The 15,200-nt window shown below is 63.3% G+C and carries 14 protein-coding genes, 2 tRNA genes and 2 pseudogenes; 13 read left to right on the forward strand and 5 right to left on the reverse strand.

The features are described 5' to 3' along the window. Positions 1-34 precede the first annotated feature (34 nt). Positions 35-754, forward strand: coding sequence for a tRNA-uridine aminocarboxypropyltransferase (locus ACZXDY_RS07695; RefSeq protein ID WP_464345055.1), 720 nt, complete (start codon positions 35-37; stop codon positions 752-754). A 44-nt stretch (positions 755-798) separates the two neighbouring features. Here the strand turns inward: ACZXDY_RS07695 and ACZXDY_RS07700 are convergent. Together ACZXDY_RS07700 and ACZXDY_RS07705 are read right to left on the reverse strand one after the other, a co-directional pair. Beyond that, positions 799-872, reverse strand: a tRNA-Cys gene (locus ACZXDY_RS07700). 109 nt (positions 873-981) lie between these two features. Continuing rightward, positions 982-1,164, reverse strand: a complete 183-nt coding sequence (locus ACZXDY_RS07705; protein ID WP_028165620.1) for a hypothetical protein — start codon at positions 1,162-1,164, stop codon at positions 982-984. Between the two features lie 556 nt (positions 1,165-1,720). On the opposite strand from ACZXDY_RS07705, the gene ACZXDY_RS07710 reads away from it, so the two are divergent. From ACZXDY_RS07710 to ACZXDY_RS07730, 5 genes and pseudogenes are all read left to right on the forward strand, one after another. Beyond that, complete coding sequence (locus tag ACZXDY_RS07710; protein WP_028165621.1) at positions 1,721-2,623, forward strand: ABC transporter substrate-binding protein; 903 nt, start codon at positions 1,721-1,723, stop codon at positions 2,621-2,623. Then, complete coding sequence (locus ACZXDY_RS07715) at positions 2,623-4,251, forward strand: amino acid ABC transporter permease/ATP-binding protein (protein WP_464345056.1); 1,629 nt, start codon at positions 2,623-2,625, stop codon at positions 4,249-4,251. Before ACZXDY_RS07710 ends, ACZXDY_RS07715 begins: the two co-directional genes overlap by 1 nt. 52 nt (positions 4,252-4,303) lie before the next feature. Next, positions 4,304-5,545 (forward strand): acetamidase/formamidase family protein, encoded by a 1,242-nt coding sequence (locus ACZXDY_RS07720; protein ID WP_464345057.1) that lies wholly within the window; start codon positions 4,304-4,306, stop codon positions 5,543-5,545. A gap of 746 nt (positions 5,546-6,291) precedes the next feature. Further along, positions 6,292-8,046, forward strand: a pseudogene (locus ACZXDY_RS07725) (acetamidase/formamidase family protein); the annotation flags it as partial. Positions 8,047-8,062: 16 nt separating this feature from the next. Further along, positions 8,063-8,446 (forward strand): RidA family protein, encoded by a 384-nt coding sequence (locus tag ACZXDY_RS07730; protein ID WP_464345058.1) that lies wholly within the window; start codon positions 8,063-8,065, stop codon positions 8,444-8,446. Between the two features lie 203 nt (positions 8,447-8,649). Here the strand turns inward: ACZXDY_RS07730 and ACZXDY_RS07735 are convergent. The 3 genes and pseudogenes from ACZXDY_RS07735 to ACZXDY_RS07745 all read right to left on the reverse strand — a co-directional run bounded on the left by ACZXDY_RS07735 (position 8,650) and on the right by ACZXDY_RS07745 (position 10,652). Further along, positions 8,650-9,538, reverse strand: a pseudogene (locus tag ACZXDY_RS07735) (NAD(P)/FAD-dependent oxidoreductase). Continuing rightward, the gene (locus tag ACZXDY_RS07740) at positions 9,528-9,692 is read right to left on the reverse strand and encodes a hypothetical protein (RefSeq protein ID WP_464345059.1); all 165 of its coding nucleotides are present in this window, start codon (positions 9,690-9,692) and stop codon (positions 9,528-9,530) included. The pseudogene ACZXDY_RS07735 and the gene ACZXDY_RS07740 overlap by 11 nt, the downstream one beginning before the upstream one ends. A 138-nt stretch (positions 9,693-9,830) precedes the next feature. Further along, positions 9,831-10,652, reverse strand: a complete 822-nt coding sequence (locus ACZXDY_RS07745; protein WP_464345060.1) for a phytanoyl-CoA dioxygenase family protein — start codon at positions 10,650-10,652, stop codon at positions 9,831-9,833. 155 nt (positions 10,653-10,807) lie between these two features. Between ACZXDY_RS07745 and ACZXDY_RS07750 the strand changes: the two genes are divergently transcribed. The 7 genes from ACZXDY_RS07750 (at position 10,808) to ACZXDY_RS07780 (ending at position 15,196) form a co-directional block, all read left to right on the forward strand. Continuing rightward, positions 10,808-11,140, forward strand: a complete 333-nt coding sequence (locus tag ACZXDY_RS07750; RefSeq protein WP_208826363.1) for an ArsR/SmtB family transcription factor — start codon at positions 10,808-10,810, stop codon at positions 11,138-11,140. A gap of 14 nt (positions 11,141-11,154) precedes the next feature. Further along, positions 11,155-11,616, forward strand: a complete 462-nt coding sequence (locus ACZXDY_RS07755; RefSeq protein WP_464345061.1) for an SRPBCC family protein — start codon at positions 11,155-11,157, stop codon at positions 11,614-11,616. A 12-nt stretch (positions 11,617-11,628) separates the two neighbouring features. Continuing rightward, positions 11,629-12,066: a YybH family protein gene (locus tag ACZXDY_RS07760; protein ID WP_464345062.1), complete on the forward strand. Its 438-nt coding sequence runs from the start codon at positions 11,629-11,631 to the stop codon at positions 12,064-12,066. A gap of 136 nt (positions 12,067-12,202) precedes the next feature. After that, a tRNA-Asn gene (locus ACZXDY_RS07765) sits at positions 12,203-12,277 on the forward strand. A gap of 228 nt (positions 12,278-12,505) precedes the next feature. Then, positions 12,506-12,685: a hypothetical protein gene (locus tag ACZXDY_RS07770; protein WP_208826368.1), complete on the forward strand. Its 180-nt coding sequence runs from the start codon at positions 12,506-12,508 to the stop codon at positions 12,683-12,685. Between the two features lie 135 nt (positions 12,686-12,820). After that, a complete protein-coding gene (locus tag ACZXDY_RS07775) occupies positions 12,821-13,486 on the forward strand; it encodes a protein-L-isoaspartate O-methyltransferase family protein (RefSeq protein ID WP_028165629.1) in 666 nt (221 codons plus the stop codon). A 330-nt stretch (positions 13,487-13,816) separates the two neighbouring features. Beyond that, positions 13,817-15,196: a TolC family outer membrane protein gene (locus ACZXDY_RS07780; RefSeq protein WP_028165630.1), complete on the forward strand. Its 1,380-nt coding sequence runs from the start codon at positions 13,817-13,819 to the stop codon at positions 15,194-15,196. The last annotated feature ends 4 nt before the right edge of the window (positions 15,197-15,200 follow it).

Consider the following 15,200-nt stretch of genomic DNA (forward strand, 5'->3'; position numbering starts at 1 on the left):
TTGAATTGGCGGCCGCGTAGCGTATAGCGGGCGGATGACGGAATCAGATCAGACAATCCTTGCCGAGCCGGTCGCGGACTGCCCGCATTGCGGCAAGCCGATGCCGCTGTGCATCTGCGACAGTGTTACGCCGATCGAGAGCCGGATCGGGCTCCTGATTCTGCAGCATCCGCAGGAGCAGGATAGGGCGCTCGGCACCGCACGGCTGACCGCGCGCCACTTCGAGGACGCGGTGGTGCGGATCGGGCTGTCCTGGCCGAGCCTGTCGAAGGCGCTGGGGCGACCGGTGGCGGACCCGTCGCGCTGGGCGGTGCTCTATCTCGGCTCCGCCAAGGTCGCCGATCTCGACACCGATGCGGAGGTCGTTGCCGTCGACCGCAAGGCCGAGCTGGAGCCGAACCAGCGTAGCGTCCTCGGACGCATCGAAGGCATCGTGCTGCTCGATGGCACCTGGAGCCAGGCCAAGGCGCTGTGGTGGCGCAATCCCTGGATGCTGAAATGCCAGCGGGTGATTCTGGGCCCCCGCCAGCCGTCACGCTACGGCCAGCTTCGCCGCGAACCGCGCCGCGATGGACTTTCCACGATCGAGGCGGCCGGCCTGCTGCTCGCCGCGCTCGAAAAGCGGCCGGACATTGCCGAAACCCTGAATGCGAGCTTCGAGCGGATGCTGGCAAGATATCGCCAGGTGCAGCGGACGATGCCGGAACTCGCCCCAAAGCCGAAAAAGCGCGATTTTCGGCGACGGAAGCGATGAAAGCGACGCCTCATCTATCAGGCGTAAGCCATTGATTGTATGAGTGGAGGCCACGACCAGAATTGAACTGGTGTACACGGTTTTGCAGACCGTTGCGTAACCACTCCGCCACGTGGCCTCAAGCGGGGCGGATCAATACAGAGGTTCAAGGACTTAGGCAACCGGCCCCGAACCGGTTCCTGCAGAATTCTGAAACTCCAACTGCGTCGCCGGCATTGCGGCGCTCTTTAGCAGGAGGCGTACCAACCATCCGGAAATGGGATGAGCGGCCAGGGCGTCTGGTTGTCATTCGCCGGGCGTGGCGGCGGCTGGAAGCGGGGCAATGGCTGAGCCATGAAATCCTCCTGCGGCGTCGGGGCGACGGCTGCTCGCACAGCGTCCAACACCAGATCAAATTCAGCTTCGCTCATTGCGCTCTCCGGGGGTTGTGAGCGCAACGTCGCAAAATGGGTTTGTGGGCGGATTGAGCGGATCGCTTCAATTTTAGCGATCCGGCAGCCGCCCCCTCACTTGGTTACCAGAGTCTTGCTAGTGCCGTATGAACGCTATTGCCGGCGCGGTCCCACCGCACTGTGAGAAAAATCACATTTGACCAAAATGAATTCGCGTAAGTCCCAATCTCGCCTGCAGTGGAGCAGGCAGGATTGAGCTTAGGGAGACGCGGTCATGAAGGCAAGCGTTACGCGATCGGCAGCCTTGAAAAGCCGCGCCCGTCGCCTGCCTGCGTCGGCAGAAGGCTAGTCTGAGCGCGGTGTGCTCCGCGGTGTTCGAGCAGTGAATCGCGCGCCCCAAACGTCCGGCCATGACTCGAATACAATTTGAGCAGCCGTTGCCCAAACCGCAGGCCCGCTTCATCCAATTTTTTGTACGCCGCCAGACAAGCTTTTGCGGAGCGGTTCCCCGTAGCCTTCGTTCCGAGCTTTGGGACATGGCCGTGGCCATGACAACGTCGGAGGAGCTGGCAACATGCAGAAATGGCTTTGTGGGGAAGCACGGCACGCGTCACTTCCGTGGCGTCGCGCGATTCTGGGCGCGATCGTCGCCGCGGGATGTCTAGTGCCGCTAAGCGCGCAGGCGGCGGCGCCGGCGGCATGCGCGGCGCTTCAGGAGAAATATCCGGACTGGAAGGGCAAGACGCTCGTCAACGCGATCAACCCGCATACGCCGGGCTATGAATCGATCGACCCGAAAGACCCGAGCAAGTATGTCGGCTTCGACATCGATCTCGGCGAAATGATCGGTGAATGCCTCGGCTTCAAACTGACCTACAAGGCCGTGACTTTTGCCGCATTGCTGACGACGCTCGCCAGCGGGCAGGCCGACATCGTGATCTCGGACATCTACGCGACCGAGGAGCGCGCCAAGGCGGCCGACTTCATTACCTATTCGAAGGTGTTCGACGGCGTGCTGGTTGCCAAGGGCAATCCGAAGGGCATCAACGGCATCAACCTGTCGCTGTGCGGCGCGGCGGCGGCCGAAAACACCGGCTTCGTCGAGGTGCCGCTGGTGCAGGCCCTGATTCCCCAGTGCAAAGCTGCCGGCAAGCCCGAGCCGACGCTGCAGCTCTATGACAACAACGCCAACTGCATCCAGGCGATCCTGGCCGGCCGGGCCGACACCTACATCAACGACGTCAACACCGTCGACAACGCGGTGAAGGCCTATCCGGACAAGCTCGAGAAGGCGATCGCGGTGACGATCCCGTACTCTGTCGGCATCGCCGTGCCCAAGGACAAGCCGAAGTTTCGCGACGCGGTGATGGCCGCACTGACGGAGATTTACAAGTCCGGCGATCAGCTCGCGCTGCTCAAGAAGTGGGGACTTGATCCCGACAATCTCAAGGAACCGGGCCTGCTGACCGTTAACTGATGTCCCTGTTCCTGCACTATCTCAGCCTGCCTTACCTGCTCGCGGGCATCGAGCTCACCCTGGAGGTGACCGCCCTCGGGCTCGCAGGCGGGCTGATCCTCGGCCTGATCCTGGCCTGGATGCAGCTCAGCCACCTCTGGTGGCTGTCGGCGATCGCGCGCGGCTACACCGTGATCTTCCGCGGCACGCCGCTGATCCTGCAGATGGTGTTCGCCTACGACGCGCTGCCGCATATCGGCATCAAACTGCCGGCCGTGCTGGCGGCCGGCCTCGCGCTCGCCTGCAACGAGGCGCCATTCATTGCCGAGATGCTGCGCGCCGGCGTGCTCGGCGTCGAGCGCGGACAGATATCAGCGGGACAGGCGCTCGGCATGACGCCGGCAGTGCTGATGCGGCGGGTGATCGCGCCGCAGGCGATTCGCACTATGATCCCGGCCTTCGGCAATGAGTCCGTCAGCGCGTTGAAGAATTCGTCGCTGGCCTCGGTGATCGCGGTCCAGGAATTGACGCTGCGAAGCACGCAGCTTGCGTCCTCGACCTTCGATTTTTTCTCGATCTTCTTCGCCTCCGGCTTGATCTATCTTGTGCTGACCGGCGCGATCAGCGGCATTCAGCTCGCCTTGGAATGGTTGCTCGATCTCGATCGTGCCTCACGTAAGCGCACGCTCGCCGATTATCTGCCCTGGCGTCGGATGGATCTCCTGACCAAGCTGGAGCTTGCGGAGAAGACTGCGCCGCCGGTCGACGTTGCGGCACGCATAGAGCCGGACATTCCGGCGCCGCTGTCGAGGACGCTGACGCCGGAGGAGCGTGCCAGACGCACCGCGACGATCGCGCGCAACAATGTCGCCGTCGAGGTGAAGGATCTGCGCAAGAGCTATGGCGCGCAAGATGTGCTCGACGGCTTGGATCTCACGGTTCGCGTCGGCGAGGTCATCGCGCTGCTCGGACCCAGCGGCTCCGGCAAGAGCACGCTGCTGCGCTGCATCAATCATCTGGAGAATTGGGATGCCGGCACGGTGCGTGTCGGGGGACGGCGGCTCGGCTTCGACGACGACGGCAGGCCGCTGTCGCCGCGCGCGATCGCCAATGAGCGCGCCAATGTCGGTGTCGGCATGGTGTTCCAGCAGTTCAACCTGTTCAGCCACCTGACGGCCAAGGAGAACGTCGCGGGTCCCTTGCGCTGGGTCCATGGCATGACACGAATTGACGCCGAGCGTCGCGCACGCGAACTGCTCGACCGCGTCGGCCTGAGCCATCGCGCTGATGCGCTGCCGCGGCACCTGTCGGGCGGGCAGCAGCAGCGGGTGGCGATCGCCCGTGCGCTGGCGCCGAACCCGAGCGTGCTGCTTCTGGACGAGCCGACCTCGGCACTCGATCCCGAACTCGTCAACGAAGTCCTGGAAGTGATCCGGCGGCTCGCCATCGACGACGGCCTGACCATGATCATCTCGACGCATCAGATCCGCTTCGCCGATGAGGTGGCCGACCGCGTCGCCTTCCTGAGCGGCGGCAGGATCCTGGAGGAGGGGCCGGCGCATGAGGTGCTGTCCAATCCGCGCCATCCCGTCACCGCGCGCTTCCTCAGCGTGATGGAAGCCGACAAGACGCCGGAGCCGGTGAGATGAAGCGTCACGCGCCAGAACTTCGATCGTTCCGATCCCCCGAAGAGGCACTTGCATGAGGCACTTTACGCTGCCGGTCTCGCCGGCCACCGTCCACTGGGGCTACTTCAGCAAGAAGGTCGCGCCAGCGCTGACATTGCGCTCGGGCGACCGCGCCACCATTGAGACGCTGACCCATCACGCCAATGACGATTACGAGCGGATGATCGCAGGCGATCCCGGGGCCGAGAGCGTGTTCCACTGGACGCGCGAGCACAAGGCGGTGGCGCGCCGCGGTTCCGGCCCGACCGAGGGGCCGTTCATCCGCGGCGCGGGCGAGGGGCTTGGCGTACACCTTTTGACCGGGCCGGTTGCGATCGAGAACGCCGAGCCCGGCGATGTTCTGGAGGTGCGCATCCTCGACATCAGGCCGCGTCCGAGCTGCAGCGCTTGCCACGCCGGCCGCTGCTTCGGCTCGAACGTCGCAGCCAATTGGGGCTTCCATTATCACGATCTCATCGAAGAGCCGAAGCCGCGCGAGGTGATCACGATTTTCGAGCTCGACACCTCGGGCGAGCCGTTCGCGAAGGCCGTCTACAACTACGTCTGGACGCCGCAGACCGACCCTGATGGCATCGTGCACGCCACCATCGATTATCCCGGCGTGCGGGTCGACCATGCGACCATCCGCAAGCGTGAGAACATCCTCACCGGCATCAAGGTGCCGGCGCGGCTGCACTTTGGAACGATGGGGCTGGCGCCGTCGGAGGCCGACTTCGTCAGCTCGATCCCGCCGAGCTATACCGGCGGCAATATCGACGACTGGCGGATCGGGAAGGGCGCGCGGATGTATTATCCGGTGACCGTCCCCGGCGCGTTCTTCTCGGTCGGCGATCCCCATGCCGCACAAGGCGACAGCGAACTCGGCGGCACCGCGATCGAGACCTCGCTGACCGGGGATTTCGAATTTATCCTGCACAAGAACAATGATCTCGGCGGAACCGCGCTCGAGGGCCTCACGCATCCGATGCTGGAGACCGACCATGCCTGGTCGGTCTATGGCTTCACCTATCCGAACTATCTCGCCGAGCTCGGCGCCGGTGCGCAGACCGAGATTGCCAACCATTCCAGCCTCGACCGTGCGATGCGAGACGCGTTCCGCAAGCTGCGGCGGTTCCTGATGACCGTGCACCGGCTGAGCGAAGACGAGGCGATCTCGTTGATGTCGGTCGGCGCCGATTTCGGCGTTACCCAGGTGGTCGACGCCAATTGGGGCGTGCACGGCACGATCCGCAAGAACGTCTTCAGGTGCGACTAATGCCTTGAGAATGGACCGCTTTTGATCATGGGTTGAATTTGCCGGCGTCGTTTTGACGCCGCCATTTTGGCGGAGGACTGCGCTTGTCTGGCACGCGGGTTGCTTCGATCGGCCCTGATTGGGTTGAACCGATGAGCTTCCGTCCGTTCACGAGTGAATCCTACGCGCGAGACGACCGCCTGGAGGCCTGGCGGGACGTGCTGGCTGCGGTCGGCCTGCAGCCGGCTTCCGCAAGCGCATTCGACGACGGTCACGCGACGGCCTCGCATCGCAACGCCGTGGGCGTGGCGCTGACCCGGATCGCGGCGGGATCGCAGGGGATCGCGCCGCTGCCGCAATCGGGCGAGGGATTGCCGATCGCGCTGCTCCCGATCGAGGACGGCGTGATGCTGCGGCAAGGCGCGAGCCACCGTATCGTTCCCGTTGGCCATCTCCTGCTGCTGCCGCGACATGGCGACTGGAGCCTGATGTTCCAGCGCGATATGCGCGCGATCATCCTCTCTGTTGCAGCCGAAGCGCGGCACGGCCGCCTCATCGGCAGGCCGATCGCGTCCGAAGCCCGCGTCGTCGCGCCCACCGGCCTTGCCGATGTGTTCTCGCGATTGCTGGATGCAACCTCCCGCACTCTGGAGACGCTGAGCGACGTCGAATGGGCGGCCATTGCGCAAAGCCTCGTCGATCTTCTCTTGACGCTTGCGCACCAGTCCACCTCTCCCGCCTCAGAGGTCGCCGGTACGGCCACGCAAGCCGCGATCCTGCACCGGATTTGCCAGAGCATCGAGCGCAACCTCGACAATCCCGAGCTTGCGCCGTCGCGTGTCGCGCAGGCCGAAGGGATTTCCGAGCGCTACCTGCAGAAGCTGTTCGAGGGCGTCGGCGACAATTTCTCGCACTATGTACGCGAGCGGCGGCTGCAGCGCGCCTGGGCTGATCTGTCGAACCTGGCCGAGGCGCATCGATCAATCTCGGAGATCGCCTATCGGTACGGCTTTAGCGACTCCGCGCATTTCAGCCGCGCCTTCCGTCATCGCTTTGGTCTGCCACCGCGCGAGTTTCGCCAGCAGGAGGCCGAGCGCGCGGCGCCGTCGTCGATCGCCGCGGGTCAGCGCGGCTGGCCGCAGGAGGCGCTTGCGCAACTGCGAACGCATCAGCCATCGAGCGTCGGAAGGAATATGGCCGCCGTCACAACGGGGCCGGCGCACGAAGGGGAACGGGAGCATCGCGCGGCCCACCACCATCTCTCCGTCGACGCGAACCGCGTGCATTGGGGCTACTTCAGCCGCACGCTTGCGCCGCAGGCCGAGATCAATTCCGGCGACACGATCACGATCGAAACCCTGACCCAGCATGCGTCTGATGATCCTGAAAGAATGATCACGGGTGATGCCGGCGCCGAAAGCGTGTTCGGCTGGACCAATGACCGCAAGAACGTCGACCGTCGCGGCGCCGGTCCGATGGACGCCTCGGTGTTCGGGCGCGGCGCGGGCGAGGGGTTCGGCGTGCACATCTGCACTGGCCCGATCGCTGTCAAGGACGCGCAGCCTGGCGATGTCCTGGAGGTGCGCATCCTCGATATCGTGCCGCGGCCGAGCCGCAATTCGCATTATGAGGGCAGGGTATTCGGCTCCAGCGTCGCGGCCTGGTGGGGCTATCACTACAACGAGTTGCTCGCCGGCCCCAAGCCGCGCGAGGCGGTGACGATCTACGAAATCTACTTCGCGGGTCGCGAAGGTGACCACGACGAAACACCGCATGCGCGTGCGCTTTATTCCTACCGCTGGGAGCCGCAGACCGATCCATTCGGCGTGGTCCATAGCACCTACGATTACCCCGGCATTCCCGTCGCGCCTGGTTCGGTGAGGCGCCGCCACGCCGTGCTCGACGGCATCCGCATTCCGCTGCGGCCGCATTTCGGCGTGATCGCGGTCGCGCCGCGCGAAGTTGATTTCGTCGATTCCGTGCCGCCGTCCTATTTCGGCGGCAATCTGGACAATTGGCGGCTCGGCAAGGGGACGACCATCTATCTTCCGGTATCGGTGCCAGGCGCGCTGCTCTCGGTCGGCGATCCCCATGCCGCCCAAGGCGACGGCGAGTTGAGCGGGACGGCGATCGAATGCTCGATGACCGGCACGTTTCAGGTGATCCTGCACAAGAAAGGCAATCTGGCCGGCCAACCGTTTGCCGATCTCAGCTATCCCCTGATCGAGACCGCGACCAATTGGGTGCTGACCGGCTTCAGCCACCCGAACTATCTCGCCGAGTTCGGCGCGCAGGGACAGAGCGAGGTCTATGCAACGTCCTCGCTCGACCTTGCGATGAAGGACGCCTTCCGCAAGATGCGGCGCTTCCTGATGAACATCAAAGGTCTCAGCGAGGACGAGGCGATCGCGCTGATGTCGGCAGCGGTCGATTTCGGCGTCACCCAGGTCGTCGACGGCAATTGGGGCGTGCATGCGATCCTGAGCAAGCGGTTGTTCGAGGACGCGGCACTGTCGCGATAACAGAAGGATACCGACATTGAGATTCCACATGATCGCAGGCGGGCCGAAGCCCGTCGCGCCCTTCAGCCACGCTGTCGAGACCGACGGCTTTGTCTTCGTCACCGGCCAGATGCCGGACACGCCCGCTAGTCCCGGCGTATTGCCTGATGGCATCGTCGCGCAGACCAAGGCGGTGATGGAAAATCTGCGCGTTGTGCTCGAGGGTCTCGGTCTCGGTTTCGAGCACATCGTGATGTCGCGCATCTATCTCACGCGCTTCAAGGAAGACTACGCTGCCATGAACGAAACCTATCGCAGCTATTTCCCGCCGGACCGCCTGCCGGCACGCACTTGCGTCGGCGTCACCGGGCTTGCTTATGACGCGCTGATCGAGATCGATCTGGTGTGCCGCCGGCCGTGAGTGCCGGCGCATTCACGATTGATCGCGCGGCCCGCCACGCCGTCGTCCTCGCGAAAGCGAGGACCCATAACCACAGGGTGTTGTGGCGCGAGCAAGCGGTTGCAGCGCAGCACATTGCGCACGGAAATAGCTTCCCCGACGCGCGTTCGTCGCAAACGTCTGTTGTCTCGCTACGTTGCTGGACCGCTCCCCAATGCGGGCCCTCAAAACACCAGTGAACGGTGCACATGCACCCCCGCCATTGCGCCATCGCCGACCGCAAGCGATACCGAATGCGGTGCTCGCGCGACGTCTCCGCACGCAAAGGCGCCGCGCACCGTCGTTTGCTTGGTCTCGTCGGTTCGGATCTGGGTGCCGAACGGAGTCGTTTCCAATTCGCAGCCAAGCGTCTCAGCCAATGGCGTGGAGGGCGCGTTGCGCGTTGCGCGTTGCCGTGAACAGGCCGGCGAAAGGCAGGACGCGTCCGTCTTGCAGCCTCACGTCTGCGTGGCCTTCGATGCCTGCGATAGGACCTGTCTCGATCATGACGCCCCGTGCAGCAAGCTCGGCGCGGGCGTCCGCGTCCGGCTCGAAGGCGCCGTTGAGCAGGAGCGTCACGTCTCCCCATTCCGTAAACAGAACGACGTGATGGAGCACGTCGGGGCTCGTGGCGATTACACCGATCCGTCCCTCATTCAGTTCATATCCGTGACAATAGGGGCAGTGAAAGATGCTACTGCCCCAGCGCTCGGCGAGCCCATCAAGAGGAGGGAGTGCATCGCTGACTCCGGTGGCAAGGATAAGCCTCTTGCCACGATAGAACTCGCCGTCGGCTGTTGTCACCGCGAAACCATCTCCTTGCCGCTTGGCGTCGGTAGCGGTTCCCTCGAGCCATGTGAGCGTCGGATAGGCCGTGAGCTGTTCTCGCGCAGTGCGCGCGATCTCGGCCGGATCGACCCCGTCCTGACCAAGAAAGCCATGGGATTCCAAGGCGAACCGGTTGCGCCGGACGCCTGCGTCAACGACGAGCACCTTGCGCCGGGCGCGCAACAATTGAAGGGCCGCAGCCATGCCGGCGTAGCTGCCGCCAATGACGATCACGTCATGAAGCATTTCGGTTCCTTTCCTTGTGCGCCACATGACGCCGCGAAAATTCCGCACTGAGATCGGCGATGGTGATGGCGCCGAAGCGATCGAGCAGTAGCGCCTCCGCTTCGGCGAAAGCTCCGTCCAAAACGGCGTTCAGCGCTTCGCCGGGCTCAGCCATGCAAAAGAGTATGAAGCACGGAGGAGGAGCGGCCGTCTCGCATCATGTAACTTCGTATATTACATGATGTGCCGAGTTTCAAGGCGGCCTTGGCACAAGTCATCCCGTTGCATCGAACGCGACGGGACGCTGTGAACGCTATGTGCGCGGCGGCGCTATTCTATTGATCTGCAGGGAAGTCGGCGTGCCGTCGTATCGTGGAAAGGGATCTTCTCCCCACTCGGCGATGGTGGGCCATTCAGCAGCACTTGGCAGGGCCGGATGCATTGCGAGATGCGCGCGAATGGAGTCAGGAAGAAAGCGCCAATTCGGCGTGAAAGAAAAGAGCAGCGCATCGCGCCGTGAAGGGCCGCGATTTGGATGCGTTCCATGGAGGAGACGATAGTCCACCGCCACTGCATCGCCACGGCGCAGATTGAGCGTGATCTGTCCTTCGTGGTCACTGAGAGCAGGGTGGTCGGGCGCCAACTGCTCGGCGGCTGCGCTATGCGGCTCGGGCAGTTCGGAGTGGATCGGCAGACTGCGCAGATGAGAACCCGGAAGAACTCGCAACGCGCCCGTCCGGTCACTCGTGTCTGAGAGGTAGCACAGGATTGCGATCTGCGGGGCGGTCGGCGCGAAACTGATGGAGTGGTCCCAGCACCACCAGTCCTGGTGCCATAGCAGCGCAGGCGTAGAGGCGCCTTTGGATGAGATGTAGGCCGAAATCCAGCGCAGGTCGTCAGCCGCGACTGTAGATCTGATCCGACCGAGCACGGATGTCCGGCAGAGCAAGCGCGTGACGATTGGATCATTCCAGCGCAACGGGACGAGATCGTTCCCAACGCGGTTCATCATCGGATCATGCGGCTGTGCGAGCCGGTGCTGAACCTGCTTTTCGATCTCTTGCAAGTCCGGCTCTTCAAAGAGCGCCGGGATGGTTGTGAAACCGTCGACAGCAAATTTGCTCGAACCAGACATGCGGGCTCCATTAGGCGGATGAAATCCCATTAGGAGATTCATCCAACGGCCGAAAGCTGAGCGATCGGCTCAAGCGATTCGAACGCGTGCGCCCTTGACGAAAGGTGCACGCTCATATAGGAACCAATCAGTTCCAGAACTATTTGGTTCCAAATATGCCAACCCAAGACACGTTGAGCGCCACGTTTGGCGCGCTGGCTGATCCGACGCGCAGGGCCATCCTCGCGCGGCTGTTGGAAGGGGAGGCCTCGGTCGCCGAACTGGCCAAGCCGTTCGCGCTGACGCCCCGGGCTGTCTCCAAGCATGTCGCCGTGTTGGAAGCGGCGGGCCTGGTGACGAAGGGCCGCGATGCGCAGCGGCGTCCGTCACGGATCGTCGCCAGTCCGTTGATCGAGATCGATTCCTGGCTCGCCAACTATCGCAAGCTCTGGCTGCGGCGTTTCGACAAGCTCGAAAGCCATCTGGCAAAGCAAACGGGAGGAGAATGATGGAGAGAGGCAAGGTGACCTTGGACGAGAGGCCGCTGGGCGCCACCATCCACCGCTGGTTTCCAGCCCCGCCCGAGCTCGTCTACCGCAACTGGATTGAAGCCGAACAGATCCGGCATTGGTTTGCGACCGACGGCTACGAGGTTACTGGCTGCGAGATTGATGCACGGCCGGGAGGAAAGTGGCGGGTCGATTTTCGCTCCTCGACCGGGCACGTCTATTTCGAGCGCGGTGAGTTCCGGGAAATGGTGCCGGGGAACTTGCTCGCGCTGACCCTGACCCAGGTCGATGGCGCCCACTCAGGACCGGAGACTCTGATCACCGTCACCTTCGAGGCTTCACGCGGCGGCACTGACATGACGTTCCATCAGGTTGGCTACGACAGCAGTCTGCGCCGCGACAGCAATGCCGAGGGCTGGCAGGAATGCTTCGACAAGCTCATCGCCCGCCTGCCGAACTCGGACATCACCACTTGAAAGGAAAAGCATATGAGCAGGAATGCAGCAGACGAGCAGGAGGTCCGCGCTCTTTTCGCCGACTGGCTGCGCGCTTCATCGGCGCTGGACATCGACGGCGCCATGCGTCCTCTCGATCCCGATATTCGTTCCTATGAACATGTGGCGCCACTTCAGTACCGCGGTATCGATGCCATTCGCGAAGTCTGCCAGCAGGGCTTCGACCTGATCAAGGGCGACTTCGAATGGGACATTCCTGATCTTCAGGTGATCGTGCGCGATGACATTGCCATCGCGTGGGGCCTCAACCGCATGCGCTACCGCTCAGCTTCAGCGCCGGAGATCGAGAATTGGTCGCGAAGCACGAGAGTGTTTCAGAAGAAGGATGGGCAATGGAAGATGATCCACCAGCATCTTTCCGTCCCGGCCGATCCAAAGACCGGACAGGCCAGATTCGACCTGAAGCCCTGAAATGGCGATTGCCGAGCAGCCCGGTGGTTCGCGCCGTTATATCTCTTCAACTGTGCGGAGGGTCCATTTGGTCCTTTGCAAGCCGGGAAGGCTTTGTTATAGGGCTGACCGCAAGCGAAACGCCGGTTTCGCCCATTCCTCGGTAGCTCAGCGGTAGAGCATTCGACTGTTAATCGAATGGTCGCTGGTTCGAATCCAGCCCGGGGAGCCAATCTCTCAATTAAATCAAGCTATTAGCCAAATTTCCTAAGCCCCTGGTTTCGCGCTTGCGCGGCTCGGGCAAGGCGGATTCGCATCCAACCTCCAGATTCGACTCGTCCTGACGGGCGCGACTCAGTCACATCCGCGTGGCGCTTTGCGGATTTGATGCGGACAGCCGCCAAATCGACTCATTCATCGTCGATTTTTGGTTAAGCAGGGCTCCTTGCGAGGTGATTCCATGGCCGTCTTCGACACCGAGGTGCCGAAAACAACACCCTCGATCGTCCCGAGCGATATCCCGACCATGAGCGACGACGAATGCCTTCGGCGGCTAGCGCAGATCGTCGAAGAGCACGATTCCACGTGTCTTGACGAAGCTGCGAGGCTGATCGGCCGGCTTGCCGTCGCGATCGAATAAGCGCTGTTCCCCTGCAAGAACTCGCGGGGCCGGTATGGCCCATCGGGCGTGTTGCGTTTTGATCCTGCTTGTTCCAAAAGACGGGCGGTCTCACTCCCGTCGCGGCCGCGCCGCGCGACTTGCAGGTTTCAGCCCATGTCCGGTTTCTCGACCGCGCGCCAGAAAATGGTCGATGGCCAGGTGCGCACCAGTGACGTCACCGACGCGCGTATTCTCGACGCGATGCTTGCCGTGCCGCGCGAGGCCTTCGTTCCCGAAAGCAAGCGCGCGCTGGCCTATCTCGATCTCGACCTCGATGTCAGCGAGGGCGGCGCGACGAAGCGCTACCTGATCAAGCCAGCCGTGATGGCGAAGATGCTGCAGGCGGCTGAGATCAATTCGACTGACCGCGTTCTGGTCGTCGGCTGCGCGACTGGCTACGCGGCTGCCGTGGTCGCACGGCTCGCCGGGGAGGTGTTTGCCACCGAAAGCGAGCCCGCGCTCGCCGACCAGGCCAAGGTCGCGCTTGCGGGGACCGGTGCCGCCAACGTGACCGTGCGCGCGGCGCCGGCGGCGAAGGGCGACGTCGCGGACGCGCCGTTCGACGTCATTTTCCTCAATGGTGCCACCGAGATCGTGCCGCAGGAACTCTACGAGCAGCTCCGCGAGGGTGGGCGATTGGTCGGGGTGTTTGCCTTGTCGCAGCCGCAACGGGCCGCCGTCGTGACACATACCCACGGGGATTTCGGGCATCGGCCGCTATTCGATGCCGTGGCGCCGCTCCTGCCGGGCCTGGAGCGCTTGCCGGCTTTCGTGTTCTAATAAGATGCATCGTCCCGGAGGGAGGAGGGCCTCTTTCCAGGCGTTCCGGCGAATGCGGATTCACAACTAAAGGCGGATTCACGGCCGGCTTGAAGAGAGGGAGTTCGCATGGTGGCGGCTTGGTGGCGATTCGAAGCGTTAAAATCCCGTTCTGAATCAGAAGTGTGGCCCGTTTGCCCCACGTGAAGAGTTTCCACCGGGTTCCGTTGCGAGGTAGTTCCGTCCAGCCTAGCTGCGGAATAAGGTGAGGCGGGACTCACTTCGATCGAAGCGGCGCCCGGTTCATGGTCTCGAGCCGGGTGGTGAATAGCAATGGATGGATTATTGGGGATGCGTGGGGTGAAGGTTGTCACCGGAGCCGCGGCAGCGGTCCTTTTGTTGGCGTGCATGGGACCGACGCCGGCCCTGGCCGACACGATCGAGGCCGCATTGGTTCGGGCCTATCAGACCAATCCGCAACTCAATGCGCAGCGCGCCTTCGTGCGATCCACCGACGAAAACGTGCCGCAAGCGTTGTCGGGCTACCGGCCGAGAGTGTCGATCACGGCGAGCGGCGGTTATCAATATACCGATGCCATCTCGGGTGGGGTGGCTGCGCATGGAACGCAGGTCCCGCGCGCCGTCGGCGCCACGATTTCGCAGACCCTGTTCAATGGATTTCAGACCGGCAACCGAACGCGGGCCGCGGAGAGCCAGGTGTCCGGCTCGCGCGAAGCGCTGCGGAATATCGAACAGACCGTGCTGTTCAGCGCTGCCTCGATCTACATGGATTACCTGCGCGATGCGGCGATCGTGGAGGTTCAGCGCAGCAACACACGCGTGCTCGAGCAGACGCTCAAGCAGACCCGCGACCGATTCAATGTCGGTGAGGTGACGCGCACCGACGTCGCGCAATCGGAGGCGCAACTTGCCGCCGGCCGCACGCAGCAGCTCACGGCCGAATCGCAACTGACCACGACGCGATCGAACTTCCGGCGCATCATCGGCAGTGAACCGACGAATCTCGCGCCGGGCTCACCGGTCGACCGTTTCCTGCCGCCCACCCTCAATGCCGCCATCGAACTCGCGCTGACGCAGAACCCGAACGTGACCGCGGCGATGTTTGGCGTCGACGTCAACTTCCTCAACGTCAAGATCGCTGAGGGCGCGCTCTTTCCGAGCGTGACGCTGCAGGCGAGCGCGCAGCAGGCCTACGATCAGACGCTGGTCATCCAGCGCCAGTTCCAGGCGTCGGCGATCGCGCAGATTGCGGTGCCAATATACCAGGGCGGTGCCGAATATTCGCTGATCCGCCAAAATAAGGAATCGCTGGCCCAGCAGCGCCTTGTGCTCGAACAGACGCGCGACCAGGCCCGAGCCAATGTCGTCACGGCATGGGGCCAGTTGGTGGCTGGTAAGGCCCAGGTGTCTTCGGCGCAGGCGCAGGTGACGGCATCCGAGATTGCGCTCAACGGCGTGCGCGAGGAAGCCAAGGCCGGACAGCGCACCACGCTCGACGTGCTGAACGCGCAGCAGGCGCTGGTCAACGCCCGCAACGCGCTCGTGGTCGCGCAGCATGATCGTGTCGTTGCTTCCTACAGCGTGCTGCAGGCCGTGGGCCGGCTGCAGCCCCAGGTGCTCAACCTGCCGACCCAAACCTACGATGCGAGCGTTCACTACCAGCAGGTGCGTGATAGCTGGGCCGGGGTTCGAACGCCCGACGGCCGCTGATCGT

The sequence above is a fragment of the Bradyrhizobium sp. LeoB3 genome, from assembly GCF_055456055.1.

Coding starts and splice junctions, on each gene's coding strand:
- ACZXDY_RS07695 (WP_464345055.1), top strand. CDS start 35: ATGACGGAATCAGATCAGACAATCCTTGCCGAGCCGGTCGCGGACTGC.
- ACZXDY_RS07740 (WP_464345059.1), bottom strand. CDS start 9,692: ATGGCTGAGCCCGGCGAAGCGCTGAACGCCGTTTTGGACGGAGCTTTC.
- ACZXDY_RS07710 (WP_028165621.1), top strand. CDS start 1,721: ATGCAGAAATGGCTTTGTGGGGAAGCACGGCACGCGTCACTTCCGTGG.
- ACZXDY_RS07780 (WP_028165630.1), top strand. CDS start 13,817: ATGCGTGGGGTGAAGGTTGTCACCGGAGCCGCGGCAGCGGTCCTTTTG.
- ACZXDY_RS07720 (WP_464345057.1), top strand. CDS start 4,304: ATGAGGCACTTTACGCTGCCGGTCTCGCCGGCCACCGTCCACTGGGGC.
- ACZXDY_RS07715 (WP_464345056.1), top strand. CDS start 2,623: ATGTCCCTGTTCCTGCACTATCTCAGCCTGCCTTACCTGCTCGCGGGC.
- ACZXDY_RS07770 (WP_208826368.1), top strand. CDS start 12,506: ATGGCCGTCTTCGACACCGAGGTGCCGAAAACAACACCCTCGATCGTC.
- ACZXDY_RS07775 (WP_028165629.1), top strand. CDS start 12,821: ATGTCCGGTTTCTCGACCGCGCGCCAGAAAATGGTCGATGGCCAGGTG.
- ACZXDY_RS07705 (WP_028165620.1), bottom strand. CDS start 1,164: ATGAGCGAAGCTGAATTTGATCTGGTGTTGGACGCTGTGCGAGCAGCC.
- ACZXDY_RS07745 (WP_464345060.1), bottom strand. CDS start 10,652: ATGTCTGGTTCGAGCAAATTTGCTGTCGACGGTTTCACAACCATCCCG.
- ACZXDY_RS07750 (WP_208826363.1), top strand. CDS start 10,808: ATGCCAACCCAAGACACGTTGAGCGCCACGTTTGGCGCGCTGGCTGAT.
- ACZXDY_RS07760 (WP_464345062.1), top strand. CDS start 11,629: ATGAGCAGGAATGCAGCAGACGAGCAGGAGGTCCGCGCTCTTTTCGCC.